This is a genomic window from Mesorhizobium sp. GW821-FHT07A06, assembly GCF_059419085.1.
Window position 1 is genome coordinate 686,187 of record NZ_JBWKRC010000002.1, and the last position, 25,369, is coordinate 711,555.

The following is a 25,369-nucleotide window of genomic DNA, read 5'->3' on the forward strand; positions in this document are numbered from 1 at the left end:
TGGCTTAAATGAGCGAAGACTCGGACTGGCCTTTCCAGGCGGTCGCCCAGCGCTCGAACCAGACGAGCAGGTAGTTGACGGTCAGCCCGATGACGGTGAGCGTCAGGATGCCGGCATACATGTCGCCCGTCTCCATCATCAGCTGCGAGTTCTGGATGAGGAAGCCGAGGCCGGATTTGGCCGCCAGCATCTCGGCGCCGATGACAGCGAACAGCGAGGATTTGACCGCCAGCCGCGCGCCGGCGACGATCGAGGGAATGCTGGCCGGCAGGATGACTTTGCGGAACAGGTCGAAGTCGGACGTGCCCATCGAGCGTGCCGCCTTGATCAGCAGCGGATCGACCGATTTGACGCCGCTGATCGTGTTGACCAGCAGGAAGAACACCGAGGAGTAGAAGGTGATGGCCACCTTCGATTCCTCGCCAATGCCGAGCAAAAGAATGAACACCGGCAGCAGCGCGAATTGCGAGGTGTTGCGCAGCGTCTGCACCAGGAGGTCGCTGACCTTCTCGAACAGCGCATAGCGTCCCATCAAGAGGCCGAGCGGAATGGCCACCACCACGCCGAGCGCGAAACCGATCGCGGCGCGCTGCAGGCTGATGCCGATATGTTCGATCAGCACGCCCGAGGCGAGCAGGTTCCACCACGCCACCATCACCTCGCTCAGCGGCGGAAAGAAGATGCGGTTGAGCCAGCCGAGCCGCGGCGCGATCTCCCACAGCAGGAAGAACAGGCCGAGCAGCGGCAAGCCGTAGACGAAAGTGCCGAAATGCGCGCTCTTCCTTCGGGCCTTGGCGGCGCGGCCAGCCCTTGGCGCCGCCCCGGCAACGCCGCGAAAACCGATGGCGGGGCCAAGCTTTTCGGTCAGGTAGGCCATGGCTAGCTCCTCAATGGCTGAAGGCTGGCGACAGCGTCCAGTCCTTCTGTGCCTTGTTGACCTCGTCGCGCAGCACGTCCCAGACGCGGGCGCGGTAATCGTTGAAGGCGGTGCTGGCGCGGATGTCGCCGTCGCGTGGCCTCGGCAGGTCGATGTCGATGATCTCCTTGACCGCGCCTGGCCGCGCGGTCATCACCACCACCCGGTCGGCGAGGAAGATCGCCTCGTCGATGGAGTGGGTGACGAAAATGATCGTCGTCTTGATCTTGCCCCAGATCCTGAGCAGTTCGCCCTGCAGCAGTTCGCGCGTCTGCTGGTCGAGAGCGGCGAAGGGCTCATCCATCAACAGCACTTCAGGGTTGCTGGCCAGCGCCCGCGCGATTGCCACGCGTTGCTGCATGCCGCCGGACAACTGGTTTGGGAAACGGTCCTCGAAGCCGGCAAGACCGAACAGCGACAGCAGGTGACGGGCGGTGGCCGTACGCTCCGCCTTGGCGACGCCGCGCACCTCCAGCGCGTATTCGATGTTGGCCAGCGCCGTGCGCCAGGGGAACAGCGCATACTGCTGGAAGACGTAGCCAGTCTTGGGATCAGGCCTGGTGATCCGCCTTCCGTCCAGCCGGACGTTCCCGGCAGTCGCCTGCGTCAACCCGCCGATGATGTCGAGCAGCACCGATTTGCCGGAGCCGCTCGGCCCGACCAGAGTGATGAACTCGCCCCTGCGGATGGACAGATCGACGCCGTCGAGCACGGTGACGCGATCGGTCGCCTCACCGTCGACGGTGACGAACTGCCCCGGCTTGAGCTGGAAGGTTTTCTTGATGTCGCTGACGACGATGCGGTCCATGATCTTGTCGCCTCCTATTGCGCCACGCGGATGCGGTGCGTCGGGTCGAATTCCGAGCCGCCGGCCTTGCCGCGCTTCCAGCCGAGCGCACGGGCATAGGAGCCGAACAGAAGCCGCTCCTCGACTTCCGCCTCGCTGATGCCGGTCGGCCCTTCGGCGAATTCGGCCACGTAAAGCGCGTCGGTCGGGCAATAGATCTCACACAGGAAGCAGGTCTGGCAGTCGTCCTGGCGCGCGATAATGGGGGCGCCGTTGTCAGTCGCGTCGAAGACATTGGTCGGGCATACCTTGACGCAGATGTCGCACTCGATGCAGCGCGTGGCGGAGACGATCTCGATCATGAAGCCAGCTCCGCGAGCCGCTCCGGCGCGCCGGCAATGCGGAACGCGTCGACGCCGGTGATCACCAGCCGGTGCGCCAAATCAGGGCTCTTGCCAGGCACATCGGTGCGGCGGTGCATGCCGCGGCTTTCGGCGCGATGCAGCGCGGCAGCCACCGACCAGCGCCCGGTCGCGGCGATCGATGCCGCCTCGCGTGTGCGGACCCGATCCAGCCCCTCGCCCTGCAGATGGTCGCGCACATCGCGCCAGACGCTCTCCAGCCGCTCCCGGCTTTTATCGAGACCGGCACCGCTGCGGAAGAAATTCCCCTCGAGCGGCGTCACCTCGTTGCGCACGGCGTCGATCACCTCACCTGCCGCAATGTCGGCGCGCGGCGATGCTGCCGGCCTCAAGCCGGCCTGGCCGAGCGATTGCACGATGCCGCGAAACGCCTTGCCGCCGCGACGCTTGGCATGGATCGAGGCGCCCTTGCCCGCCCACCAGCCGCTGGCCAGCGCCCAGGATGAGTTGACGGCGCCGCCGCCGGAAACCGCGCCGGTCATGATTTCGCGGCTGGCCGCGTCACCGGCTACATAGAGGCCGGGCACGCCGGTGGCGCAATCGTCGGAGACGATGTCGACGCCGCCCGTGCCGCGCACCGTGCCTTCGGCGCGCAAGGTGATACGGAACAGCTCGGTGAACGGGTCGATGCCGGCGCGGTCGTAGGGCACGAAGCAATTCGGCTGGCCCTGGCGCAGCCAGCCCTGCAGCGCCGGCTCGGCCTGGTCGAGCCGCGCATAGACCGGACCATCGATCAGCGCGCGCGCCACTTCTTCCTCGCGGTCGCCAATGCCGTTGCGCAACGGCTCGCCTGTCGGCCCGAGGATCGGCGAACCATCCTCGCGATGGAACGAGGCCCAGCGGAACGGCAACCCCTTGTTGAGCGAGGAGCCGTACGGTGCCAGCGTGTATTTGCCGGTGAACTCCATGCCCGACAGGCTGGCTCCGGCCTCCGCCGCCATCAGATAGCCGTCACCGGTCAGGCCGGTGCCGCCGAGGATGCGCTCGCGGAAAGCGCAGCCGCCGGTCGCCAGCACCACTGCATTGGCATCGACGCGCCAGTCATGGCCCTTCTGCCGGGCAACGCCGGCGGCGCCGACGATGGCATCGCTGTCCGAAAGCAGTTCGAGTGCCGGGTGATGGTCGAGCACGGTGACGCCGGCCAGAAGCACGCGGCGGCGCATGAAGCGCATGTAGTCGGGACCGCGCAGATTGGCGATGTAGAGCCGGCCGTCCTCCTCGCTGGGGAAGGGATAGCCCCATTCGGAAAGCCTGAGCAGATTGCGGTAGGCGGTGTCGACGCAGCGCAGCATCCAGCGCTGGTCGGCGAGCTCGCCGGTGCGCTGCCAGCGCCGCTCGACCACGGCATGCCTGTTGTCGCCCGGCGGCACGCACCATGTGCCTGTGTTGGACGGCGCGGTGGCGCCGCTGGTGCCGAGATAGCCCTTGTCGGCCAGCACAACCTTCGCGCCGCTCTCAGCCGCCGCGACCGCCGCCCAGGCCGCGGACGGCCCGCCGCCGAGCACCAGCACATCGGCCTGTAGATGCAAGCTGTCGGACACGGATCGTTGTGGCTGGGGCATGGCTACTCGGATATCGATTCAAGGCAGGCCGCGGCCGCTTCAGGCGGCACGGGCCGCGCCCGCGAACCACACCGGCTCATTGCCGGCGCTCCATTTGATGTTGCAGCCGATCGACGGCACCTGATCGGCCGCGGGCCTGCCGCCCTCCAGCACCGTATCGACCGCGACGCGCAGATCCGCACCCGTTACCGGCTTGCCATTGCCCGGCCGCGCATCGTCGAACTGGCCGTGATAGGCCAGCCGGCGATCGGCGCCGAACAGGAAGAAGTCGGGCGTGCAGGCCGCGCCATAGGCCTTGGCCGCCTGCTGCGAGGCGTCCTTGAGATAGGGGAAGGAATAACCGAATTTCTCGACTTCCTCACCTATGCGGGCGAGCGTCTCCTCGGGGTGCGCCTCATGGTCGTTGGCGTTGATCGCCACCACCTGCAGCCCCTTGGCCGCATAATCCCTGGCGAAGGCGGCGAGTTGCTCGCGGATCAGCACGACGAAAGGGCAGCGGTTGGAGATGAAGGCGACGAGCAGGGCCGGCCTGGCGTCGAAATCGGCCAGCCGGTGCAATACGCCCTGCGCGTCGGGCAACAGGAAGTCCGCCGCCTTGGTGCCAAGCTCGATCGGATTGGATTCTGTCTTCGGCATCGATGCGCTCCCTTTTCCACCTGTTTCACGGGCCATGCCACAGGCGCGCTGGGCGCCCACAGTTAGTCTATGAATTTAGTAGAATTATAGGCTGGAGAACGCGTTTACGGTCAACCGCAAGGACTAGAATATCGTGCCAATGTTCCAGGCCGGACCGGCAAGTTTGTGCGGGAAGCAGCCAATCCGGAGAAATTCGGCGAATGAGGCGTCATCTGCGGATCAAGGGTTGGTGCCGGTATCACCCTTCCGGATAAAGCGCCTTCGCCAGGTCGCGGATCGCATCCGATGTACGCGGGCCAAAGCCGATCATGTAGGCGCCGTCGAGCACGATCAGCGCCTTGTTGGCCGCCGCTGGCGTAGCCGCCAGCGCGCGGTTTGAGAAGACCTGCTCCGGCGTCGGCCCGCCCTTGCCGTCGCTCATCATCAGGATCACATCGGGCGCCATCTCCACCAGTTTCTCTTCCGAGGCGGCCTTGTAGCCTTGCACGACATCCATCGGATTGAGGCCGCCGGCATAACGGATGATGGCGTCGGCCGAGGTGCCGGCGCCGGCGGCGCTCAACTTCACCAGCCCATGGAAGAACACCACTTTCTTGCGCCGCTCCAGCGGGATTTTCGCGGACAGCTCGGCGGCGGCCTGGAAGGCGGCGAGCACCTCGGCGGAAACCGCCCTGCCCTTGTCCTCGAGCCCGAGCGCGGCGGCAATCAGCGTGATCTTGCGTTCGATGCCTTCTGGCGTGTTGTCCTGCGGGACGAAGACGATCGGGATCGCCAGCGACTTCAGCACCTCCACCGCTTCCGGCGGCCCGCTGTCCTCGGCCGCCAGGATCAGATCGGGACGCAGGCCCGCCAGCCCTTCCACCGAAAGCTGGCGGCGATAGCCGACATTGGGCTTCTCGGTCACCTCGGGCGGATACTTGCTGCCCCGGTCGACCGCGATGATGCGCTCGCCGGCGCCAAGCACATGGACGATCTCGGTGACATCGGAGCCAAGCGTCAGGATTCTCGTTGCCGGCCCCGGCGCGACAGTTCGTCCCAGCGCATCGACAACGCTCTCGGCGGCCAGCGCCTTGAAGCCGCAGGACGGTGCCAGCACCGACAGCACCAGAAACAGCACCGCCAGGATCCTGCCCGGCTGGAACCATGGACTCCGCCTGCCCTCGCCTACGCTGCCCTGCATCGTTCACTCCTGTCCATTTGCCTTCTCGATGATTGGCTTGGCCTATAAATTTAAAGTTGACTAATGTCATCATGTTTTAATATGTGACCTCTGCCCGGACCGTTTGGTCGAGGGATTCCAATCATGCCAGCCAGGGCCGTTCAGCCACCGCCAGCAGTTTGCATTTGCTTGGGGCTTGCATGACAACGACAACAAACACGACCTTGATGGCCAGCACCGCGCTCGCCTTCGTACTCGGCCTCTGCGCCGTGCCTTTCGCCAATGCGCAGGAACAGGAACAGGAACAGGAGAAAAAGGCGGCCGCCAAGAGCGACCGCCTGGCGCCGGCCAGTGCCAGGCAGAGCCAGCCCGCGACCATGCTCGACGTGATCACCATCTCGGCGACGATGATCAAGACCGCCGTCATCGAATCGATGGCCGCCATCAGCGCCGTCGGCCAGGATGAGCTCGACCGCATCCAGCCCGACACCGCCGCCGACATTTTCCGCGCCACGCCCGGCGTCGCCGCCTCGATGAATGGCGACGACCCGGCGACCGCCATCAACATTCGCGGGCTGGAACAGTATGGCCGCGTTGTCGTCACGCTGGATGGCGCCCGCCAGGATTACTGGCGCGTCGGCCATGGCTCCGGCTCGTCCTATGTCGAACCCGACCTGATCAAGGAAGCCACCGTCATTCGCGGCCCGGTGTCGAACGCCTATGGTTCCGGCGGCATCGGTGGCGTCGTCTCCTTCGAGACCAAGGACGCCGGCGATTTTCTCAAGCCGCGGGAGAGTTGGGCCCTGAGCGAGAAGCTCGGCTATGAAGACAATGGCGACGGCTTCACCACCAGTACCACCGGCGCTTACCGATTCAGCGAGGATGCCGACATCATCGGCAACCTCATCTATCGCGACCGCGACAGCTACACCGACGGCAATGGCGACACCGTGCCATGGATCGGCGAGCGCGTGACAAGCGGTTATATGAAGACGACGCTGCGTCCGGCCGACGGCCATGAGCTGAAGCTCGGCGCCATCCTGCAGCGCTACAACGACCAGATCACCGGTTCGAGCGGCTCGACCTCGCCGACACTGAGCCGCTACGACACCAACACCACCAACCAGACCTACACCGCCGCCTACAGCTGGAAGCCTGACGACAACGACCTGATCGACCTCAGCGCCAACGCCTATCACAACCGCACCCGCGCCGAGCAGACGCAGGTCTGGCCCACCTCGGCGATCGGCAATTTCCGCTTCTATGATGTCGCGACATCAGGCTTCAACGTGAAGAACTCCTCGCGCTTCCACGCCTGGGGCATCGCCCACACGCTGACCTATGGGCTCGACTATTATTATCTCGAGGCCTCGTCTGAAGCCGCGCATTTCGGCGCCGGTGAACAGCAGGGCTATGGCGGCTTCCTGCAATGGCAGGGCGACTACGAGAACTGGCTGCAGGTGATCACGGCCCTGCGCTATGACGGCTACCAGCTCGATGGCGAGACCCGCTCGGTGCCGCCGGAACAGGCGTCGATCTCCGGCGACCGCTGGTCGCCGCGCCTGACCGTCGGTGTCACGCCGTTCGAAGGCTTCCAGCTCTACGGCACCTACTCCGAAGGCTACCGGGCACCGGGCCTGCAGGATGTCTTCCGTGGCGGCGGCGCGCATGGCGGGGCCGACTCCTACCGGCCCAATCTCCTGCTGCAGCCCGAAACGGCGAAGAACTGGGAGGCCGGTATCAACGTGAAGTACGACGATGTGCTGACGGCGGGCGACCGGCTGCGCGCCAAGGTCAACGTCTTCCAAACCGATGTCGAGGACTACATCGACGTCGACCTCACCGTCCTGCCGCGCACGGCAATCAACATCGGCGACGCGCGCCTCAGGGGTGTCGAGGCCGAGATGGTCTACGACCATAACTGGGGTTTCGTGAACCTCGCAGGCGCGCTGATCGACGCCAAGGTCGTCAGCGGCGTCTATTCCGGCCAGGCCTTGAACAACACGCCGCTCGACCGCTTCTCGGCCACGATCGGCTTGCGCATGCTGGAGGATCAGCTCACCATTGGCGCGCAATATCTCAGCGTCGGCAAGATCACCCGCACCAGCCGCACCAATCCCAACGCCGTGCCGGTGGTCGATGACGGTTTCGACCTCGTCAATGTCTTCGCCAACTGGACCATCAACGACAATCTCAAGCTCGATTTCGGCGTCGATAACGTCTTCAACACCGCCTACACCGACCCGCAAAGCGCATGGTCGACCACGGCTGCAACGGAACAGGGCAAGGGCCGCACCTTCAAGCTGGCCCTCACCGGCAGGATCGGAGGATGACAATGAGCGAAGCATCGATGCATGAACTTGCCTGCGAGGCGCGGCTCAACCTGAAGCGCCTGCCGGACTACATGGACAGCATCAGCGACAGGCTGCGGAGCTTCGAGGCCGATGCCTCGCATGATGGCCGGCGCATCGATTTCCGCTTCGTCTTTGGCGGTGCCTCCATCGACATGGAGCAGTTGGTGATGCGGGCCAACGCGCCCGACCGCGACGGGCTCGCCCGCATCAAGGACCTGCTCGCCACGGCGGTCCAGGTCTACGCCAGGGAGGAAAACCCGGAGATCGTCTGGACCGGCGATCTCTCTGGCGAAACCAGCCTCGCCCAGTTCCGCGAGATGACGGTAAGAGAGGTTCGTGACCTCACCCCGCATATGCGCCGCATCCGTCTTGCCGGCCAGGACCTCGGTCGTTTCGCCAAGTTCGGCGGCATGCATATCCGCATGCTGTTCCCAACCGGGGAAGTGCCCGATCCGCTGTGGCCGATGCTCGGCGACAATGGCCTGCCGGCCTGGCCCGCTGACGACCGGCGCCCGGTGGCGCGCGTCTACACCATCCGCGCGCTAGACGTCGCCAGGGGCATCATGGATGTCGATTTCCTCGTCCACCCCGGTGACAGCGTCGGCTCCGCCTGGGCCACGCAGGCTGCGGCCGGGATGAAGGTCGGCATCATGGGACCGGTCGGCCGTCCGGTGCGGCAGGCTGAGTGGTACGTCATGGGATCGGACGAAACCGGTCTTCCCGCGCTGGCGCGGCTGCTGGAAACGCTGCCGGCGCAAACCAGGGGCGTCGCCTTTGTCGAAGTCGCCGACGAGCGCGAGAAGCAGGAGATCGACAACGCCACGGGCATCGAACTGCACTGGCTGACAAGGGACGGCGTGCCGGCGGGCGAGGACAAGCTGCTCGCCGAGGCCGTCCGCTCGGTGGCATGGCCACAGGACGGCTCGACCTTCGGCTGGTTCGCGGCGGAAGCCGGTGCCGCCAGGATCGTGCGCGAATATTGGCGCGACACGCTGGGGTTGGGCCGGGACCGGACGCTGGCAGCGGCCTATTGGCGGCGCGGGGCCGCGGGGCTGATGGCTGGGTGAGATTTGAGGTCTGTCTGATGGCAGTAAGCTGACAAGCGTTGGCGCTGACTTTCAACGATTTTCTCGGACCCTGCTGACGATCGCCCCGCCATCCGGCCCGATAGCGATAGCAATCCGGTCACCAGGAACAATCTCAGCAATGTCACACACCACCAGCGGCATATGGATGTCGTAGAGAAACTCCGCCACGATGGCGCCAACCGCCAGGATCGGGTCCGGCCGCTCCAGAACAATGCCGGCCGGCGCCGTGCCACGACGGATCGCTTCGGCTAGCACCGAGGAGGACGACGACGACCCCCGCCCGCCCGGCATGATCAGGATCTTGCCGGCCACGTTCTGGCCAAGGCCAGGATGCGAGTGATCGATGATCTCGCCGGTCTCGGCGTCGATGCCGCCCCAGAAACTGAGAGGCTGCGAAAACACCAAAGCCAGGCCTTCGGCCTCGCCGGCGAGTTGGAAAGCGCCCGGCCATTCGACAACTCCACTTGCAGCCGATCGCGTCATGAACCACCCCTCACGACATGCCCGACCGCGGCGGAGCGGATGCAATCCCTCATGTCGGCGAAGGCGACGGTCACGCCGATATTGCCCGGCGCGTAATGCGCCCATTTGCCGGAGTTGGTCATCACCACACCGTCGAGCCGCTCGAGAATCGTGGTGACATAGGTGCAGGTGTCGGCGACCGGGATCAGGCCGAACGCCTCCATGCCGGCAAGCGCGCCTTCTTCCTGCAGCCGCGTCAGCGTCGCGCGCCCGGTGTTGACATAGATCGGAATGCCCTTGCCCGGTGCTGCCTCGCGCAGCACCGGCAACAGGCGCATCCATTCCTCATGCGAGAAATGCGGCGTGCCCAGCGACACCGCCGCCAGCGGCGCTCCGTCCGGCACCGTCGACAGCCTGGCCAGCGCATCATCGATATCGGCGCGGGTGACGATGATCGTCTCTTCCGGCGCCTGGCCGTGCAACGCTTCGTCGAGCGTCCCCGCTTCCGGCGTGATGCCGACCGCATGGAACAGCGCCACGGCGCCCGTCGTCGCGGCGGCCGCGCCCAGCGCCTTCAACTGATCCTCGTCGCGTGGCTTCGGCAGGCCCGATATGACCGGAATGCGGTCGCCACTGGCCTGACCGATGACCAGCCCGACGCCGACGAACAGGCTGTCGCCTGGTTCGGCCTCGGCGATGTTCAACTTGAACAGGATGCGACCACGCCGGTTCTCGCTCAGATGCAGGCCCCAGGCTGGCGCGCGCCCGGTCATGGCGCAGCACAGATCGATGAAATCGCCATAGCGGTTGGTGCGCGCGCCGATCACCGAATTGGCGAAAACGATGGCGTTGGATTCGCCCCAGGCGATCTGCTGGCCGAATTCGGGCCGGAAGCGCGTCTGATAGGGCGCACAGGTGAAGGTCGCCTGGCAGCCGAGTTCCAGATGCGCCTTCATCAGCCGCCGCGCCGGCACCTCCTCGGCCGCCGGCATCTTCACCATGCCCGGATGGATGAGATCGAACGAGCCGACATTGAGCGTCGTCGGCACCTGCACGCGCCCGCCGCCCTCGACCAGCCGTTCGACGAAGTCGAGCCCGGCCTTGCCGTGATAGAGGCAGCCATCGATATGGGCACCCGAAATGTCGAGCAGGCCACGCGCGCCGATCGCGTTGGAAAAGGCGACGAGGATTTTCATGGCGGCGGCCGCGGATGGGCCTTGCTCGCCGTCGAGCATGGATCGGTCCTGCGCGGTCAGTTCAAGCGTCATCGGAATGCTCCGGACTTATGCCGGGCTATGCTGTTCCTTATTGCCCGCTGTCTGGCAAGAGCCAGAACGAGGATCAGCTCGCCGCGATCAGCACCGTGCTTTCCGGCGACCAGCGCAGCACCACATCCTGACCCTCCGCCAGCCTCTCAGCGCCGGTGTTCTGCACGATGACCTTCAACGTCTGGCCGGCGCGCTCGACAAAGTAGGTGCTGTTGTTGCCGGCGAAGATGCGCTTGGAGACCTGACCCTTCAGCATGTTCGCATTGGCCGCATCGGACGCCCCGCCATCCGTGGCAATGCGAATTCGCTCGGGCCGCACGGCGCAGCTCGCCTTGGCGCCGGCGGCAAGCGTTGCGCCCACGCCGGCGGCGATCGCCGTGCCGTCCGGCAGCCGGATGCCGTTGCCGGTCGAGTCGCCGCGAAAGATGTTTGCGTCGCCGAGGAAGGTGGCGGCGAACTCGCTTTTCGGCCGGTCGTAGATTTCCTCCGGCGGCCCCTCCTGTACCAGGCGGCCGTCGCGCAATATGCCGATGCGGTCGCTCATTGTCAGCGCTTCTTCCTGGTCGTGGGTGACGAAGATGGTGGTGATGCCGATCTCGCGCTGGATACGCTTCAGCTCAATCTGCATGTCGACGCGCAGCGCCTTGTCGAGCGCGCCCAATGGCTCGTCCAGCAGAAGCACACGCGGCTTGGTGACGATGGCGCGGGCAAGCGCGACACGCTGGCGCTGGCCGCCGGAAAGCTGGTGCGGGCGGCGGCCGCCGAGCTTGCCGAGTTGCACGAGGTCGAGCGCGCGCTGCACTTCGGTGGCAATCACCGCCTTGGCCTCACCGCGCACCGACAGGCCGAAGGCGACATTGTCGGCGACGCTCATATTGGGAAACAGCGCGTAGTTCTGGAACACCATGCCGATGCGGCGCTTTTCGACCGGCACGCGCTCGACGCTCTCGCCGCCGATGGAAATACGGCCGCTGTCGGGAAAATCGAAACCGGCGATTTGCCTGAGCAGCGTGGTCTTGCCGCTGCCCGATGGTCCGAGCAGCGCGTAGAAGCCGCCATCGGCGAAATCGATGGAGACATTGTCCAGCGCCTTGTGCGCGCCGAAGCTGCGGGAGACGTTCGCGACCTGGACGCCAGCCATTATTTCTCTCCGCCGAATTTGAAGAAGCGCGCCGTGAGCAGCATGAGCGCCATGGACACGACAATGATGATGGTCGAGACCGCGTTGATCTCAGGCGTGAAACCTTTGCGGATCGCGGCGTAGATTTCGACCGGCAGCGTCGTCTGGCCGGGTGTCGAGAGGAAGTAGGAAACGACGAACTGGTCGAACGACACGGCAAATGCAAACAGCCCACCGGCGATGACGCCCGGCATGATCCAGGGCAGCGTGACGCGATTGGTCACCTGCCACTGGTTGGCGCCGAGCGAGCGTGCCGCCTCTTCCAGTTCCGGCGCGAAAGTCTGCAGCCGGGCCGAGACGACGACGATGACATAGGGCAGCGCCAGCGCGACATGGCCGAGCAGGATGGCGAACAGGCCCCGCCCGATGCCGACGCCGAAGAAGAAGATCAGCATCGCCGTGCCGGTGATCAGCCACGGAATGGCGATCGGTGGAAACAGCAGCGCCTGCAGCACCTTCTTGCCGCGGAAATCATAGCGAAAAAGCGCCAGCGACGCCGCCGAGCCGAGCACGACGCTGATGAGCGTGGTGATGATTGCGATCTCCAGGCTGTTCCACGTGGCCGCGATCAGCTGGTCGTTCTGCCACAGCGAGGCATACCATTCCGTCGTCCACTCGAACGGCAGTTGGTAAAAGGGCGAGACGTTGAACGACATCAACGCCATGATGATGATCGGCAGATAGAGGAAGGCGAGCAGCAGGAAGATATAGATCCGGCCGAACCATTCGAGGATGCGGGTCGTCATCATCAAGCGGCCCTCCGCAACACAGGCGAGGCGATCGCCAGGATGACCAGCACGACCGCCAGCAGGATGAAGGACAGCGCGGCACCCAGCGGCCAGTTGAACACGGCGACGAACTGGTCCTCGATCACCGTGCCGTAGAAGGTGCCGGTGCGCCCGCCAAGGATGCGCGGCTCCATGAACGAGCCGACGACGGGAACGAAGATGAGCGCGGCCCCCGCCACCAGACCGGGCATCGACAGCGGGATGATCACGCGCTTGAGCACCTGCAGCCGCGAGGCGCCGAGCGAACGACCGGCCTCGATCAGCGAATCGTCGATCGCCTGCAAGGTGAGATAACAGGTCAGCACCATGTAGGGCACGTAGGAGTGCACAAGGCCGATGATGACGGCGGGATAGGAATACATCAGATCGATGTTGATCTTGAACGGCAGGACGGCGTTGAGCGCCGTATCGAGGATGCCACCCTCGCGCAGCACCATCGCCCAGGAGAATATCCGCACCAGCCCGTTCGACCAGAACGGCAGGATGACCAGCAGGAAGATCGCCTCGCGGCTGCGGCCTTTCAGCACCTTGGCCAGCACATAGGCGGCGGGATAGCCGATGAGGATGCACCATAGCGTCACTTCCAGGCCGAGCCTGAGCGAAGCGAGCAGCAGCGTCAGATAGAGGCTCTGCGAGAAGAAGGCGGCATAGTTGCCAAGCGTGAAAGCCCAAGGCTTCCCCGTCAGCGGCAGGTCGGTCATGAAGGAGAAGAAGACCATGGCAGAGAGCGGCAGGAAGATCGCCACCGTCAGCCAGAGATAGGCCGGCGCCAGCAGCGGCAGGGCCGATCTCAGCCCGCTGCGCGGCGCACCCTGCGCTGCCATGATAAGCCTCCTCCCCAGGATTGAGGGACCAGCCGGCGCGAACCGACGGCTGGTCCGGACGTAGACCTACTTCACGTCGACCTTGAGCTGCTGCCAGAGCGCCAGGTAAGCCTCGCGCTGCGCGTCGGTGATCGGCGCCTGGAACTGGATGCGCTTGGCGACCTCTGGATCGCCCATCACCTTGCGGTTGAAGGCATCCTCGGGCAGAGCGTCCACCGCCTTGGTGTTGGCGGAGACCGGGGCGCCGACCTTGGTGACCCATTCGACATAGAATTTCGGGTCGATCATCCAGTTGATGAAGGCCTGCGCACCCTCGACGTTCTTGGAGCCGACGGGAATGGAGAAGGCATCCAGCCAGGCGACGGCGCCCTCCTGCGGAATGACCAGGGAAACCGGCAGCTTGAAGTGCGTCTTGGCGCGGTCGGCCGAGCCGCTCCAGTAGGTGCCGATGTCGATCTGGTTGGAGGCGACCATCTGGTTCCAGTCGTTCTCCGAGCTCCAGAAGGTCTTGATCTGCGGCATCAGCGAGGTGAGCTTCGTCTTGACCGCATCCATATCCTTGATGTCGTTGATGTTCTGGCCGGTGGCGATGGCGCCGAACTGCACCGCCTCGACGGCGTCGTCGCGAATGACGACGCGGCCCTTGTGCGCGGGATCCCACATTTCGGCGATCGACGTCGGCGGCTTGTCGAAGGACTTTTCGTTGATGGCGAGCGCGGTCAGGCCCCACACCCACGGCACGCCATAGACCTTGCCGTCATGGTCGAGCATCGGCGAACCGGCCTTGTCCTTGCTGATGTCGGCATAGTTCGGCAGCTTCGACACATCGATCGGCTGGATCAGCTTTTCCGCCATCGCCTGGTCGTTGAAGGCAGCGTTGATCATGACGACGTCGTAGAGGCCGGGATTGGTCCGGATCTTGGTCAGCATTTCCTGTTCGGAATTGAAGAAGTCGTTGACGACCTTGTTGCCGGTCGCCTTCTCGAAGGCCGCGACGGCCCATGGCTCGTCGGCGCCGTAGCCTTTCCAGTTGAGCACATGCACTTCGGCGGCACTGGCGGCCAGCGTGAGCGCGGTGGTGAAGACGGCCGTCGCCGTCAAGAGAGCAGTCAGTCTTGGCATGCGCATGTTGGTTCCTCTCTTTGTTTGCCCGCTTGGCGGGGCTTGTCAGGCTGTCTGATGGGCCTTCTGGTTCTGGCCCGGCGCGCCGGTCGCGGCGGCCTGGCTCAGGAAAGTCTGGATTTCGGCATCGTTCGGCGCCGATGAGCCGCCATGACGGGTCACCGAAATGGCCGCCGCCGCATTGGCGTAGCGCGCCGCCTCGAAAGGATGTGCACCCCGCGCCAGCGCGCTGACGAAAGCGCCGATATGGGCATCGCCGGCGCCATTGGTGTCGACGGCATCGACCTTGAAACCGGCAACGGTTTGCGCCGAACCGCCGGCCAGCCTGACATGGCAGCCCTTGGCGCCGGAGCGGATCACGACACCGGCCGCCCTTGGACAATGATCGGCGAGAAGCCGCGCCGCGAGGGTCTCGACATCGCCCTGGCCGGCGATCTCGGCGGCTTCCGCCATGTTGCAGCTCAGCCATGCCGAGCGGGCCAGCACACGCGCCAGGATCGGGCGTGGAATGTCTGAAATGACGGGCGTCGGGTCGAAGACAAAGGGAATGTTTTCCGGCAGCGCCTCGATCCAGTCGGCGAGTGCTTTGCGGCTGCCCGGGTAGCTCAGCGTATAGCCCGAGGTGAACACCCAGTCTCCCGGCGCTACTGATACCGGCGCCATCATGTCGAGGTTGAGAATGCTCTCCGCACCGGGCCATGACACGAAAGTGCGTTCGGCATCGCTCGAGATCATGGCGACGCAATTGCCGCTGTCCATCACAGGCGATGGCGGCGTCAGTGTTTCGATGCCCTCGGCGGCGAAGGCGGCGCGCAGGAAATCGCCATTCGGCCCGCTGCCGAGTTGGCCGCCAAACACCACTGTCATCCCGGTGCGGGTGGCCGCGACCATCATGTTGAAGCCGCCGCCTGCGACCTGCGCGTAGCTGGATGCCGTCTTCTCAGTGCCTGGCGCCGGCAAGGCGTCGATGCGGTAGACATAGTCGACCACCGCGCTACCGATATGGACGAGACGCCCGCTCATGCCGCGGCGTCCTTGCCGGAACCGGCTTTTGGTGCAAGGCCTTTGGACGTCCGCGCAGCGACAAGATCGGCGGCAAGCGCGCGAACATCCGTCATGTCGATCCCCCTGAGGCCGGCGACGCGTTCCCTTGGCAGCCGTGAAAAGCCGGTGCAGGCGCCGGCCATGCCGGCCGCGATGGCGCCGATCGTGTCGGTGTCGCCGCCGAGATTGGCGCTGATGACCGCCGCTTGCCATGGGTCACCATCGGCGACTTCCAGCACAGCGAAGGCCGCGGGAACGGATTCCTGGCTGGCAACGCCGGTGCCGACCAGATCGGTGATCAGCCGGATCGCATCCCTCATCACCTTGCCGCGCACCAGATCCTGCGCCCAGACGATACGCGCCGCGATGTCGCCGCCGGTCACCCAATGGCCAAGCGTCGCCCCTCGCCTCGCCGCCGCGACGCCGCTGTCGGATGCGGCGCGCCAGTCGCCGCCGGAAACGCCGTGGCTGACGGCGGCCGCGACGGCGGCAGCCGACGCTATGGCTATCGAGGTGTTGTGCGTCGCCCGGCAGGTCTCGGCCACCTTGGCGACGAATGCATCGAGCGGTTCCAGCGGCATCATGATGCCGACCGGCGCGATGCGCATCGCCGCCCCATTGGTGTCGCCGCTACGTCCCGCCTCCTCGGCCGGCACGCCATTGTTGATGGCGTCGATGGCGCGCTTGGTCGATGGTCCCAGGAGATCGTAGCTGCCGCGCGCCTTGACCTCGCGCTCCCAGTCGAGCAGCGCGTTGACCCAGCGCGCATGGTCGAAGCGCTCGCCTGAAACAACCAGGATGCGGCCAAGCAGCAGCGCCTGTTCCGTATCGTCGGTGATGGTGCCGGCCGCGAGCCCCTTCGATACCGGATGATCGGCGAAGGGCGCGATGAAATCCTCGACATGGCCGTAGAGTTCGGCAATGCGCGCCGGCGACAAAAGCTGCGTCGGCATGCCGAGCGCGTCTCCCAGCGCTCCGCCGACAAGCGCGCCCATGGCGCGATCAAGTGTGGTGTCGTCCGGCATCGCTCAGAACCTCATATGCAGCGCGAAATGCGCGGGATTGAGCAGGCTGGTGACATATTCGATCGGCCGGTCGTCGGCCGCACGCGTCAGCCGGCGGCCGCGCAGGAAGGGTGTACCTTGGGGGCAGCCCAGAATGGCGGCGTCCTCGGCGTTGAGCATCTCGATACCCACCCATTCCTCGCCATGGTCGGGGATCAGGCCGGCGCCGCGCAACGTCTGGTGCAGCGATCCCTCACGCAGGCCGCGCAGCGGCACGTCCTCAAGCTCCGGCGACAGCGGCAGGCGGCTGCGCTCGATGGAAATCGCATGGCCATCGCTGGCGTTGGTACGCACCCGGTCGACAGCGATGAAGAACGGGCTTTCGATGCCAAGCAAGGCTGCCAGATCCACGTCTTCGATGACTTCCAGCCGCAGCGTCCTGGTCTCGGCATTGGCGCCAGCATTGGCCAGCGCCCGCGACCAGCCGATGGCGTCGTCGACCGGCTTGCCGTCGAAGGTGACGAAGGAGCCGATGCCGACCTTGGTGGTGATCAGCCCGCGGCTGGACAGTTCCTCGAGGCCCTTGCGGACCGTGTTGCGACTGACGGAGAAGCGCTGGACGAGTTCGTTTTCGCTTTGCAGGCGGTCGCCGAAGCCGAGCAGGCCGGAACGGATTTCATGTTCCAGAACGGTCGCGATCTGCTCGGGCTTGCCCGTGCCGGGAGACAGTTGAACCGCGCGCCGCTTCATATTCATACCTGTTCAGTGAACCTGTATAATCCTGTTCAATATATGGTCACAAAACGCGTGTCAATGCGGTGCCGAGGGCAGATGGAGAAGGCAGCGAGTTCCCGGCCCCGGAAAATGTGGTGGAGAGCCGGACAACCGACCACTGGGCCCGACACTGTGATAGGTTCGCGCGTCGAAGGAGCACCATGTCCCATTCAACAGAGCATAAGAATCCCAAGCTGATCGTCGTGATTGCGTTCGATCGCGGCGAGGACGGGGACCTGTTTCCAGCCTTCGGCCCCGCCGACCAGCAAAGCGAAGACCGCGCCATACGCACGGCCAGGGCTTTGGCGGTTAAACACGCCGGCGTGATCGCCTGGAGCCGGGATGCCGACCCGACCCTTGGGGACTACGGCCCGCCGACCACGCTGTTTGCCAGCGGCGACGTCCCGGACATGGAATAATCCGGTAGCGCCCAGGCAGCCCAGAAGGAATAAAATCTGATTTTAATATTCGTTCACCTCAAGGAACTGTTTTCTCTCAATCCCGTTTGTCTTCAGGTCGTTTATTCCAATGACCTCGACAGAGAGGAATTCCCAGATGAACTTCAAGATGCTCACGATGGGCGCGATGGCGCTTGCTATGATGACTGGCTCGGCGTTGGCCGCTTCGGGGGGCAACACCTCCGCGCTCGACAATCCGGAGAAGATGGCACCCTTCTACACGGACTCAGGCATGAAGACGATGAAATCCGAAAAGGAATTCAAGGCCGCCTGGATGGCCATGAAGGAAGAAGACCGCGCAGGCATGATGAAGGAATGCAGCGACAAGGCCATTGCCAAGTCGCATGACAATTTCTGCAAGATGACCAAGCAACTCGGCGGCGCAAACTGACCAGTCACGATTTGGGCGCATGCCGAAATCGAACAGCCGGAAGAAGGCGGGCCGAGTGTCCGCCTTTTCAGCGATACGTGGGACATCACGTCATCGTGGCTGGTGATTTACTTCGCGACAATGGCCGGGCAAAGGTGTAAGGCCCTTGCCTGGAGAGGCAAAACGCCGCTCGTCTGGCTTGCCCCATGTTTCAACCCATTGCGAACATCGAAGACGCGCAGACGCTGGCGCAGGCGATCGTCAACACCATCACCGAACCATTCCTGGTGCTGGACGAGCAGTTTCGCGTGCTGGCCGCCAGCCGCTCCTTCTACAAGACATTCGAGGTCGACCCCGCGCAGACCCAGGGCTCGCTGCTCTATGCGCTAGGCGATGGTCAGTGGGACATTCCGGCACTTCGCTTGCTGCTGGAGACGATCATTCCCGAGAAAGTCGCCATGGACGGCTTCGAGGTGGAGCATGATTTCCCGCGGATCGGCCGCCGCACCATGCTGCTCAACGCCCGCAAGGTGCTTTACGACCACAGCCCGGCCGTAACCATCCTTCTCGCCTTCAATGACATTACCGCCCGCCGTGTCATCGAACGGGAAAAGGAAGAATTGCTGCGCCGCACCGAGGATCTTCTTCACCAGAAGGACGTGCTGCTGCGCGAGATGGAGCACCGGGTTGCCAACAGCCTGCAGATCATCGCCAGCATCCTGTTGCTGAAGGCACGCTCGGTCACGTCGGAAGAGACGCGTCAGCATCTCAAGGATGCCCACCAGCGCGTGTTGTCCGTGGCAGAGGTGCAACGCCATCTTCATACCTCGGTTGGCGTCGACGAGATCGATGTTGGCTCCTACCTTCCGAAATTGTGCAGCAGCCTCGCCTCGTCGATGATCGGCGAAGCCCAGCCCATCACGGTCGCTGTCATGGCCGAAGGCGGCAGAATGGATTCACAAAAGGCGGTCAGCCTTGGGTTGATCATCACTGAACTGGTGCTCAACGCCATCAAATATGCCTTCCCCAAGGAAAAGTCCGGCGCCCTTATCCAGGTGACCTTCGAGACCGCGGGCAACGATTGGAAACTGACCGTTTCGGACAACGGTGTCGGCAAGGTCGCCAACGACTTGCCGAGTACTGGACTTGGAACAGCGATCGTCGAGGCACTGGTGAAACAGCTGGAGGCCAAGGTGGAAACCGTCAGCGACACCAACGGCACAAGCGTCTCGGTCACCCGGGCAACGTTCACTTCACGAGTGCCGCGCGCGGCGTAGGAACCGCTACCACGAGGCCTGCCTTCCCGACATCGCCTCGATCCTGATCCGATAGAATAGATGGCTGCCCGAGAGCGCCAGAGTATCGCCGGGCTTCAGCGCTCCAGGCTCCCACCAATTCCCATGCTTGGCAAGAAGCGACCAGGCAAGCCGGCGATCGCTATCGACCGGAGCGATCATCCTTTCAACGCCGGTCATGCAGCCATCTGGATCAGGCGCTTTGGACAACTCCTCGAACAGGCCTTCCACCACGACACTCCTCCAGCCATCGACACCGCCGACATCGTCGACCTGAAGGCAGACATGGGGATTGGCCCGCATCCAGTCGACTTTCCTGCCGGGAAGCGAGAAACTGAAAATGGAATTCTCGCCAAAGGCGAAATGGACCGGCACCACATAAGGTTTCTGGTCACGCACGCATGCCAGGCGACCGATGCGTTGCGTCTTCAAAAGGGCGACGCACTCCTGCCGCGTCATCTCCTTGATGTTCATCCAATCCTTCTTCCTGTTCGGGCCGCGCGCTCGATGCGGCGTACGACCTTGATCGCCTCTGCTTCCGCTATGCCGATCAACCCATCGATCTCCTGGATGGTCTCGACATGCTTGCCAGCGCCGCCATCCGCCGGGACATGAAGATCATCGCGAATTTCGCAGAGTGCGGTTCTGAGTGCTGCGGGCATCGGGCTGCCTTCCGCAAGCTCAACAGTCTCGACGCAAGCCGGTTCCTTCGGCTTCAATGCAAAAGCCCGCTCCGGGATGCCGGGGCGGGCCTTGGAGGAGGATGAAGGGGTGGGACCCTCTCCTCTTGTTTCCACGGGGGGTGTGGACCGAATTCACAATACGATAGTCGCGAAAAATTTGGGATCACAAGCCGGCTTGCTTCCATCACAATCCGGTGCGCTCCGACCTGGGCTTGGTCACAAGATCGCGATTATCCGAAGCTTGCGGGCCTCTAGATCCGCCCTAGCACGACAAGGATGATAATGATTAGCAGCACGAGCCCGAGCCCGCCGCCACCATAGTAGCCAGTCCCATAGAACGGTCCGCCGCCGAGCCCGCTGAAACCGCCAAGCAGCGCGATGACAAGGATGATGATGAGTATGGTGCCTAAGCTCATGGTTTCCCGCTCCTGTAGGCGCTGCCACGCCGGTTTTAACATCGCCACATGCGACGTTTCGAAGACGTGAACGTTCGAGCAGCCTTACCGTTCCGCGCTATAGTGGGCACGGCATCCGCACGGAGATGATTTCCGCCGGCGAATGCAATCTCGGGCAATAAAGTGCCGGTGGAAATTGAAAGCGCTCGACATGCAGGAAGCCCGCCTGAGTGACGGGCTTCCGACCGGCCGAAGGCCAGGAGAGTGCTGTCAAAGCCTCACGGCTGGTTTCGCACGTCCGACCCTGGCGCTCTTTGCCTCAACGACGGGCGATCAGCAGGCAGAGTTGACGCAGATCGCGGTCATAGGTGCCTGCGCTGCTGAGCACGTCGACGCAGCGCTTCTTCATGCGCGCTACCTGGCCGCCGGACATCTGCGCTACGACACCCGGGAGGCTCGGGTTCGACGGGTTGCTCGGGTTGGACGGATTGCTCGGGTTGGACGGAGTTGTCGGATTGGTTCCACCGATGCCGATGCCGACCCCGACGCCGCTCGCGCCGCCAACATTGGCGCCGAGCCCGGCGGTAACGCCACCCGTCCCGCCGACATTCGCACTGGTCCCCGCATTGATGCCGTTGCTTCCACCGACCGAGGCCCCCAATCCGGCGCTGACGCCGTTCGAGCCGCCGACATTGGCACCGGCACCAGCATTGACGCCGCCGCTCCCGCCAACCGAAGCGCCGACGCCGGCGTTGACGCCACCGCCGCCACCGACGGAGGCACCGACACCGGCATTGACGCCGCCGCTACCACCCACCGAGGCCCCGACACCTAGCCCTGCCGCATTCGCTGGCAAGGAAAGAACGAGGACGATTGCACTACCGGCCAACACACTGGCGACTGTCTTGATGGTAAAAGCCATAACACTCTCCTGTTGTCGTTGCGCTAAGGCAGTCGGCGTACAGCCGATTGCAGATTTAACTACGTGACAAAGGAGAGCAGGTTTCAAACCATCACATACTTGCGATGATGATGGTGTTTATTGCAAGAATGCAGAAATTATAAGAGGAATAAAAATATAATACACGTGTAAAAAACATTCTACGTCAAAGAGCGCGAATTATCGATATAGCAGCTGATCTTGGAATAAAAACGATTTTTCATGGAAGCGTCGCTCCGTGTCAAACCGGAAGATCGGACATCACTCAGCGATCAGGACAGAAACAAGGAACCGCTCCGGGCAAGCGCTGCCAGCCATCCCCAGTCCTGGCAGGATCGGCTCTCTTCAGCGACAGTCCTGCTCTCAGAATATCCGGTAGAACAGCCTGTAGTGCACCCGTTCCATGTAGGCGCGATATTCCGGCTCGGCCGCCAGCAGGGCCTCCTCGCGCAGGATGCGATACAGTTGCAAATAGGTGATGACCGCATAGACCGCGAGGTTGTGGAAGGAGAAGGCCGACAGCAAGTAGAGCACGTGGCCGGCAAGGTAGCCGGCATAGATCGGGTGCCGCACGATACGGTAGGCGCCGCCCGTCATCACGCCACGGTTGCCGGGCAGGATGGCAAAGGAACGGCCCAGCGATATCTTGCCCCAGATGACGAATAACAGCGCCGCGAACTGCAGCGGCGCGGCGATATAGACTGGAATGAGCGCCGTGCCTGGTTCAAGGCTGATCAATGCAACCCCGAAACTGGCGCTCACCGAGACGATGACCGTAAGTGGATTCCAGTCGCGCGTCACCGGACGCCGCGACACGAGCAGCCAGGTGAAGGTGAGTATCTCGGAAATCGCCACCAAGGCGGCGTTGAGCCGAGTCGGATCCTCCACGACCTGGTAGAGGCCGCGATAGACGAACAGCCCCGCGCAGGCCAGGGCGCAGGCACGAAAGAAGCCTTCGCGCAGGTCGGCAAGGATCTCGCGCTTGCGCACGTCGGACAAGATCCCGTTCCGGCCTGCGCTTGAAAGCGTTTCACTTTTTGACGTGAGCAAGCCAAGCACCCCGATGATCCCTCGAAGGGACCATTGCATGCAACCATTGCCGGGCGGTTAACCGGCAAGATCGGATCGGGATTGTCGGGATCGACCAGAAGGCTGGAGAAAGACGCGCCCCGACGCCAACCAATAGCGCACCGAGTGCACCGGCTGACGCGCATCCAGCCTCAACCCAGATATGAATTTGCGAAATACCTGGCGAAATCCGGACGTTGCGTCAGAACCTTGCCATCGGCGTCTCGCAAAATGCCCGCGGTGAAGAGATAGCCGCCGATCGCGCCCATCTTCACCGGGTCCATCGTGCCGATGGCACCGTTTTCCGCGCGCAGATAGTGTCCGTTGATCAGCACTTTCAGCGACGCCTCGATCAACGACGGATTGGTCAGGGCATCCTTGTTGGCGGCGATCAGCAGCGCGGCGGCTTCTTCCGGATGATCGACGGCGAACTGATAGCCGCGCCGCGTTGCCTGGACGAAGGCCGATGCCAGTGCCGGGTTTGCTTGGAGATATGCTTCGCTCGACGAGATCAGCGTCGTGTGCTCGTCGGGCACGCCATAATCGGCATAGACGAAGCTGCGCTGCTTGACGCCTTTGAGTTCGGCCTCGACGCCCTCCCAGGTCGCGACCTCCAGCGTGAAGTCGACCGAGCCATTGGCCAGCGCCTCATAGGCGGAGGTGCCGAGCGTCACCGTCTCGAACTTGCCCTTGCCACCGTCGTGGCGGATGATGGTCGAGATCAGCGCATTTTCCCAGGCGCTGCCGAAACCGCCATAGGTCAGGCCGTCTAGGTCCCTCGGGCTTTTGATCTCGCTGCGCGCCGCATTGAAGACCACGCGGCCGGTTTCGGCCTGCACCACCGCATAGACCGCCTTCAAGTCGGCACCGGCGGTCCTCTGGGTGAAAAGGCTGATGGTGCCGTTGATGCCGAAATCGGCAACGCGGTTGGCGACCAGCGTGCCGGCGCCGGTGTCGCTGTAGGGCAGGATGTCGGCCGCGAGGCCGGCCTCGCGGTAAAATCCCTTGTCGCGGGCGACGAACAGCCCGATGTGGTTGGTGTTGACGGTCCAGTCCAGCGCGACAGATACTTTTTGCGTTGCCGCAAGCGAGCGGCTCGATCCCCCAACCAGCGGAAGACCGCTGGCAAGGGTGAGCAGCAAAGCCTGCCGGCGCGTCAAGTCAGTCATGGTCATGTCCTTTGGATGGTTGAGGGTTGAGCAAGATGTCGAGGATCTCGGCCTCGAGTGCGCCGGCCTGTCGCGCGGCGGCGCCGGTCGGATCGCGCGGGCGCGGCAGCGGCACCCTGATTTCACGCAGCACACGGGCCGGGCGCGCCGACAGCACATAGATGCGGTCGGACAGGAACACGGCCTCGCGCACATCGTGCGTGATCAGCAACGCCGTCCAGCGATGGTGACGCCACATCTGCTCGAGCCAGCGCTGCATGGCCGCGCGGGTCAGCGCGTCGAGCGCGCCGAACGGCTCGTCGAGCAGAAGCATGTCGCGCTCCTGCACCACCGTGCGCAAAAGCGCCGCGCGCTGGCGCATGCCGCCCGAAAGCTGTGCCGGAAAATGCCGCTCGAAGCCGGCAAGCCCGAACTCGGCAAACAGCGGCGCGACGCGAGCCCGCGCCACCTTGCGCCTGGTGCCTTGCACTTCCAGGCCGAGCGTCGTGTTGTCGATGATACGCCGCCACGGCATCAGCGCGTCGCGCTGCGGCATGAAAGCAAAATGCCTGCCATGGTCGTCGAGCGGCGCGCCATCGAACAACATCTCGCCCCCGCCATGCTCGGCACCTGTCAGGAGTTGGAACAGCGTCGACTTGCCGGCACCCGAAGGCCCAAGGATGGAGACGAATTCGCCGGCGCCAACGCTGAGCGAAATATCGGCGAGCACGTCGAGCTCGTCGAATGCCTTGCGCACATGCCGCAATTCGAGCCGGCTCATCTCCGCGCCCCCTTCCCCGCCGGCTGCCGGCCGGCCCGTTCCCACGGCATGGCAAGGCGCTGCAGGAGCGCCGTCAGCCCGAACAGGACAAGCGTCAGCGCGGCGCTGACACCGACGGCGGCCAGCACCAGGTCGGGGCGGAAATTGTTCTTGGCGTTGAGCATGTAGATGCCCAGCCCTTTCGCCGCACCCGCATATTCGGCGAAGATGGCGCCGACCACCGCATAGGTGATGGAGATCCGCAGGCCCGCGAAGAAATAGGGCAGCGCCGAAGGCAGCCGCGCCAGCACGAAGACGCGCCAGCGCCCTGCCCCCATGGCGCGCAGCATCTGGCCGATCTCTGCCTCGGTCGCCTCGTAGCCCTGCACCAGAGCCACCAGCATGGGAAAGAAGGTGACCAGCGCGACCAGCATGATCTTCGGGGTCAGCCCGAAGCCGAACCACAGCACCACCAGCGGCGCGATCGCCACCAGCGGCAAGGTCTGGCTGATGATGAAGACAGGAAACAGCGCGCGCCGCAGCGGCTGGAAGAAATCGACCAGCATGGACAGCAGAAAGGCGGTACTGAGCGAGCAGGCAAAGCCGATCAGCGTGGCGCGGATGGTGGGGATAGCGTTGTCGACCAGCGCCTCGCGATTGAGCAGCGCCTGTTCGAAGACGCGTGACGGCGCGGGCAGGATCGTCGGCTTGATGCCGGAATAGGTGGCGTAGAGCTCCCACGCAACGAGCAGCAACCCGACCGAGATGACGGCGGGTATAGCCTTGGCAAGGGAAGCCGCGATCGGGCGCGGCACTGATGATGAGACCACGAGCATAACCTTTGACGGGTCGCGCGGAAGCG

At 64.1% G+C, this 25,369-nt stretch carries 28 protein-coding genes; 5 read left to right on the forward strand and 23 right to left on the reverse strand.

Going from position 1 to position 25,369, the window contains the following annotated elements; all coding sequences use genetic code 11:
• Positions 1-4 precede the first annotated feature (4 nt).
• The 6 genes from AC07SZ_RS08705 to AC07SZ_RS08730 all read right to left on the reverse strand — a co-directional run bounded on the left by AC07SZ_RS08705 (position 5) and on the right by AC07SZ_RS08730 (position 5,503).
• On the reverse strand, positions 5-877 hold the full coding sequence (locus tag AC07SZ_RS08705) for an ABC transporter permease (RefSeq protein ID WP_081294887.1): 873 nt from the start codon (positions 875-877) through the stop codon (positions 5-7).
• Between the two features lie 10 nt (positions 878-887).
• Positions 888-1,724 carry an ABC transporter ATP-binding protein gene (locus AC07SZ_RS08710; protein WP_494913964.1) on the reverse strand — a complete coding sequence of 279 codons (837 nt, stop codon included), beginning with the start codon at positions 1,722-1,724 and terminating at the stop codon, positions 888-890.
• Positions 1,725-1,738: 14 nt separating this feature from the next.
• Positions 1,739-2,065, reverse strand: coding sequence for a 4Fe-4S binding protein (locus AC07SZ_RS08715; protein WP_494913965.1), 327 nt, complete (start codon positions 2,063-2,065; stop codon positions 1,739-1,741).
• Positions 2,062-3,687, reverse strand: a complete 1,626-nt coding sequence (locus AC07SZ_RS08720) for an FAD-binding protein (protein WP_494913966.1) — start codon at positions 3,685-3,687, stop codon at positions 2,062-2,064. Before AC07SZ_RS08720 ends, AC07SZ_RS08715 begins: the two co-directional genes overlap by 4 nt.
• A 39-nt stretch (positions 3,688-3,726) precedes the next feature.
• Positions 3,727-4,323, reverse strand: a complete 597-nt coding sequence (locus tag AC07SZ_RS08725) for a thioredoxin family protein (protein WP_494913967.1) — start codon at positions 4,321-4,323, stop codon at positions 3,727-3,729.
• Between the two features lie 238 nt (positions 4,324-4,561).
• Positions 4,562-5,503, reverse strand: coding sequence for a heme/hemin ABC transporter substrate-binding protein (locus tag AC07SZ_RS08730; protein ID WP_494913968.1), 942 nt, complete (start codon positions 5,501-5,503; stop codon positions 4,562-4,564).
• A 179-nt stretch (positions 5,504-5,682) separates the two neighbouring features.
• On the opposite strand from AC07SZ_RS08730, the gene AC07SZ_RS08735 reads away from it, so the two are divergent.
• Together AC07SZ_RS08735 and AC07SZ_RS08740 are read left to right on the forward strand one after the other, a co-directional pair.
• The gene (locus AC07SZ_RS08735; RefSeq protein WP_494913969.1) at positions 5,683-7,815 is read left to right on the forward strand and encodes a TonB-dependent hemoglobin/transferrin/lactoferrin family receptor; all 2,133 of its coding nucleotides are present in this window, start codon (positions 5,683-5,685) and stop codon (positions 7,813-7,815) included.
• Between the two features lie 2 nt (positions 7,816-7,817).
• Entirely contained in the window at positions 7,818-8,903 is a 1,086-nt protein-coding gene (locus AC07SZ_RS08740) for an SIP domain-containing protein (RefSeq protein WP_494913970.1), read from the forward strand.
• Between the two features lie 51 nt (positions 8,904-8,954).
• Here AC07SZ_RS08740 and AC07SZ_RS08745 read toward each other — a convergent pair whose 3' ends face one another.
• The 9 genes from AC07SZ_RS08745 to AC07SZ_RS08785 form a co-directional block, all read right to left on the reverse strand.
• Positions 8,955-9,407 (reverse strand): aconitase X swivel domain-containing protein, encoded by a 453-nt coding sequence (locus AC07SZ_RS08745; protein ID WP_494913971.1) that lies wholly within the window; start codon positions 9,405-9,407, stop codon positions 8,955-8,957.
• Positions 9,404-10,654, reverse strand: a complete 1,251-nt coding sequence (locus AC07SZ_RS08750; RefSeq protein WP_494913972.1) for an aconitase X — start codon at positions 10,652-10,654, stop codon at positions 9,404-9,406. The genes AC07SZ_RS08745 and AC07SZ_RS08750 overlap by 4 nt, the downstream gene beginning before the upstream one ends.
• 73 nt (positions 10,655-10,727) lie before the next feature.
• Entirely contained in the window at positions 10,728-11,795 is a 1,068-nt protein-coding gene (locus AC07SZ_RS08755; RefSeq protein ID WP_056571680.1) for an ABC transporter ATP-binding protein, read from the reverse strand.
• Positions 11,795-12,583: an ABC transporter permease gene (locus AC07SZ_RS08760; protein ID WP_056571677.1), complete on the reverse strand. Its 789-nt coding sequence runs from the start codon at positions 12,581-12,583 to the stop codon at positions 11,795-11,797. The genes AC07SZ_RS08755 and AC07SZ_RS08760 overlap by 1 nt, the downstream gene beginning before the upstream one ends.
• Positions 12,583-13,446, reverse strand: a complete 864-nt coding sequence (locus AC07SZ_RS08765) for an ABC transporter permease (RefSeq protein WP_056571674.1) — start codon at positions 13,444-13,446, stop codon at positions 12,583-12,585. The genes AC07SZ_RS08760 and AC07SZ_RS08765 overlap by 1 nt, the downstream gene beginning before the upstream one ends.
• Before the next feature lie 66 nt (positions 13,447-13,512).
• Positions 13,513-14,574, reverse strand: coding sequence for an ABC transporter substrate-binding protein (locus AC07SZ_RS08770; RefSeq protein WP_056571672.1), 1,062 nt, complete (start codon positions 14,572-14,574; stop codon positions 13,513-13,515).
• 39 nt (positions 14,575-14,613) lie between these two features.
• Positions 14,614-15,591, reverse strand: coding sequence for a PfkB family carbohydrate kinase (locus tag AC07SZ_RS08775; protein WP_056571669.1), 978 nt, complete (start codon positions 15,589-15,591; stop codon positions 14,614-14,616).
• On the reverse strand, positions 15,588-16,637 hold the full coding sequence (locus tag AC07SZ_RS08780) for an ADP-ribosylglycohydrolase family protein (protein WP_056571666.1): 1,050 nt from the start codon (positions 16,635-16,637) through the stop codon (positions 15,588-15,590). The genes AC07SZ_RS08775 and AC07SZ_RS08780 overlap by 4 nt, the downstream gene beginning before the upstream one ends.
• A gap of 3 nt (positions 16,638-16,640) precedes the next feature.
• Positions 16,641-17,366, reverse strand: coding sequence for a GntR family transcriptional regulator (locus AC07SZ_RS08785; protein WP_056572142.1), 726 nt, complete (start codon positions 17,364-17,366; stop codon positions 16,641-16,643).
• A 185-nt stretch (positions 17,367-17,551) separates the two neighbouring features.
• Here AC07SZ_RS08785 and AC07SZ_RS08790 point away from each other — a divergent pair, with 185 nt between their 5' ends.
• The 3 genes from AC07SZ_RS08790 (at position 17,552) to AC07SZ_RS08800 (ending at position 19,495) form a co-directional block, all read left to right on the forward strand.
• Positions 17,552-17,809, forward strand: a complete 258-nt coding sequence (locus AC07SZ_RS08790) for a hypothetical protein (RefSeq protein ID WP_056571663.1) — start codon at positions 17,552-17,554, stop codon at positions 17,807-17,809.
• 136 nt (positions 17,810-17,945) lie between these two features.
• Positions 17,946-18,239, forward strand: coding sequence for a hypothetical protein (locus AC07SZ_RS08795; RefSeq protein WP_056571660.1), 294 nt, complete (start codon positions 17,946-17,948; stop codon positions 18,237-18,239).
• A gap of 185 nt (positions 18,240-18,424) precedes the next feature.
• Positions 18,425-19,495: a sensor histidine kinase gene (locus AC07SZ_RS08800; protein ID WP_056571657.1), complete on the forward strand. Its 1,071-nt coding sequence runs from the start codon at positions 18,425-18,427 to the stop codon at positions 19,493-19,495.
• Positions 19,496-19,501: 6 nt separating this feature from the next.
• Here AC07SZ_RS08800 and AC07SZ_RS08805 read toward each other — a convergent pair whose 3' ends face one another.
• The 8 genes from AC07SZ_RS08805 to AC07SZ_RS08840 form a co-directional block, all read right to left on the reverse strand.
• Entirely contained in the window at positions 19,502-19,987 is a 486-nt protein-coding gene (locus tag AC07SZ_RS08805; RefSeq protein WP_056571655.1) for a pyridoxamine 5'-phosphate oxidase family protein, read from the reverse strand.
• On the reverse strand, positions 19,984-20,175 hold the full coding sequence (locus AC07SZ_RS08810) for a hypothetical protein (protein WP_155772452.1): 192 nt from the start codon (positions 20,173-20,175) through the stop codon (positions 19,984-19,986). The genes AC07SZ_RS08805 and AC07SZ_RS08810 overlap by 4 nt, the downstream gene beginning before the upstream one ends.
• A gap of 272 nt (positions 20,176-20,447) precedes the next feature.
• Positions 20,448-20,612, reverse strand: a complete 165-nt coding sequence (locus AC07SZ_RS08815; RefSeq protein ID WP_064983672.1) for a DUF3309 family protein — start codon at positions 20,610-20,612, stop codon at positions 20,448-20,450.
• Positions 20,613-20,910: 298 nt separating this feature from the next.
• Positions 20,911-21,513, reverse strand: coding sequence for a hypothetical protein (locus tag AC07SZ_RS08820; RefSeq protein WP_056571646.1), 603 nt, complete (start codon positions 21,511-21,513; stop codon positions 20,911-20,913).
• Positions 21,514-21,894: 381 nt separating this feature from the next.
• The gene (locus AC07SZ_RS08825; RefSeq protein WP_244494092.1) at positions 21,895-22,521 is read right to left on the reverse strand and encodes a methyltransferase family protein; all 627 of its coding nucleotides are present in this window, start codon (positions 22,519-22,521) and stop codon (positions 21,895-21,897) included.
• Positions 22,522-22,751: 230 nt separating this feature from the next.
• The gene (locus tag AC07SZ_RS08830) at positions 22,752-23,768 is read right to left on the reverse strand and encodes an ABC transporter substrate-binding protein (protein WP_056572141.1); all 1,017 of its coding nucleotides are present in this window, start codon (positions 23,766-23,768) and stop codon (positions 22,752-22,754) included.
• Positions 23,761-24,528, reverse strand: coding sequence for an ABC transporter ATP-binding protein (locus AC07SZ_RS08835; protein WP_056571640.1), 768 nt, complete (start codon positions 24,526-24,528; stop codon positions 23,761-23,763). Before AC07SZ_RS08835 ends, AC07SZ_RS08830 begins: the two co-directional genes overlap by 8 nt.
• Complete coding sequence (locus tag AC07SZ_RS08840; RefSeq protein WP_065005346.1) at positions 24,525-25,343, reverse strand: ABC transporter permease; 819 nt, start codon at positions 25,341-25,343, stop codon at positions 24,525-24,527. The genes AC07SZ_RS08835 and AC07SZ_RS08840 overlap by 4 nt, the downstream gene beginning before the upstream one ends.
• Between the last annotated feature and the right edge of the window lie 26 nt (positions 25,344-25,369).

Coding starts and splice junctions, on each gene's coding strand:
- AC07SZ_RS08705 (WP_081294887.1), bottom strand. CDS start 877: ATGGCCTACCTGACCGAAAAGCTTGGCCCCGCCATCGGTTTTCGCGGC.
- AC07SZ_RS08710 (WP_494913964.1), bottom strand. CDS start 1,724: ATGGACCGCATCGTCGTCAGCGACATCAAGAAAACCTTCCAGCTCAAG.
- AC07SZ_RS08715 (WP_494913965.1), bottom strand. CDS start 2,065: ATGATCGAGATCGTCTCCGCCACGCGCTGCATCGAGTGCGACATCTGC.
- AC07SZ_RS08720 (WP_494913966.1), bottom strand. CDS start 3,687: ATGCCCCAGCCACAACGATCCGTGTCCGACAGCTTGCATCTACAGGCC.
- AC07SZ_RS08725 (WP_494913967.1), bottom strand. CDS start 4,323: ATGCCGAAGACAGAATCCAATCCGATCGAGCTTGGCACCAAGGCGGCG.
- AC07SZ_RS08730 (WP_494913968.1), bottom strand. CDS start 5,503: ATGCAGGGCAGCGTAGGCGAGGGCAGGCGGAGTCCATGGTTCCAGCCG.
- AC07SZ_RS08735 (WP_494913969.1), top strand. CDS start 5,683: ATGACAACGACAACAAACACGACCTTGATGGCCAGCACCGCGCTCGCC.
- AC07SZ_RS08740 (WP_494913970.1), top strand. CDS start 7,818: ATGAGCGAAGCATCGATGCATGAACTTGCCTGCGAGGCGCGGCTCAAC.
- AC07SZ_RS08745 (WP_494913971.1), bottom strand. CDS start 9,407: ATGACGCGATCGGCTGCAAGTGGAGTTGTCGAATGGCCGGGCGCTTTC.
- AC07SZ_RS08750 (WP_494913972.1), bottom strand. CDS start 10,654: ATGACGCTTGAACTGACCGCGCAGGACCGATCCATGCTCGACGGCGAG.
- AC07SZ_RS08755 (WP_056571680.1), bottom strand. CDS start 11,795: ATGGCTGGCGTCCAGGTCGCGAACGTCTCCCGCAGCTTCGGCGCGCAC.
- AC07SZ_RS08760 (WP_056571677.1), bottom strand. CDS start 12,583: ATGATGACGACCCGCATCCTCGAATGGTTCGGCCGGATCTATATCTTC.
- AC07SZ_RS08765 (WP_056571674.1), bottom strand. CDS start 13,446: ATGGCAGCGCAGGGTGCGCCGCGCAGCGGGCTGAGATCGGCCCTGCCG.
- AC07SZ_RS08770 (WP_056571672.1), bottom strand. CDS start 14,574: ATGCGCATGCCAAGACTGACTGCTCTCTTGACGGCGACGGCCGTCTTC.
- AC07SZ_RS08775 (WP_056571669.1), bottom strand. CDS start 15,591: ATGAGCGGGCGTCTCGTCCATATCGGTAGCGCGGTGGTCGACTATGTC.
- AC07SZ_RS08780 (WP_056571666.1), bottom strand. CDS start 16,637: ATGCCGGACGACACCACACTTGATCGCGCCATGGGCGCGCTTGTCGGC.
- AC07SZ_RS08785 (WP_056572142.1), bottom strand. CDS start 17,366: ATGAAGCGGCGCGCGGTTCAACTGTCTCCCGGCACGGGCAAGCCCGAG.
- AC07SZ_RS08790 (WP_056571663.1), top strand. CDS start 17,552: ATGTCCCATTCAACAGAGCATAAGAATCCCAAGCTGATCGTCGTGATT.
- AC07SZ_RS08795 (WP_056571660.1), top strand. CDS start 17,946: ATGAACTTCAAGATGCTCACGATGGGCGCGATGGCGCTTGCTATGATG.
- AC07SZ_RS08800 (WP_056571657.1), top strand. CDS start 18,425: ATGTTTCAACCCATTGCGAACATCGAAGACGCGCAGACGCTGGCGCAG.
- AC07SZ_RS08805 (WP_056571655.1), bottom strand. CDS start 19,987: ATGAACATCAAGGAGATGACGCGGCAGGAGTGCGTCGCCCTTTTGAAG.
- AC07SZ_RS08810 (WP_155772452.1), bottom strand. CDS start 20,175: ATGCCCGCAGCACTCAGAACCGCACTCTGCGAAATTCGCGATGATCTT.
- AC07SZ_RS08815 (WP_064983672.1), bottom strand. CDS start 20,612: ATGAGCTTAGGCACCATACTCATCATCATCCTTGTCATCGCGCTGCTT.
- AC07SZ_RS08820 (WP_056571646.1), bottom strand. CDS start 21,513: ATGGCTTTTACCATCAAGACAGTCGCCAGTGTGTTGGCCGGTAGTGCA.
- AC07SZ_RS08830 (WP_056572141.1), bottom strand. CDS start 23,768: ATGACTGACTTGACGCGCCGGCAGGCTTTGCTGCTCACCCTTGCCAGC.
- AC07SZ_RS08835 (WP_056571640.1), bottom strand. CDS start 24,528: ATGAGCCGGCTCGAATTGCGGCATGTGCGCAAGGCATTCGACGAGCTC.
- AC07SZ_RS08840 (WP_065005346.1), bottom strand. CDS start 25,343: ATGCTCGTGGTCTCATCATCAGTGCCGCGCCCGATCGCGGCTTCCCTT.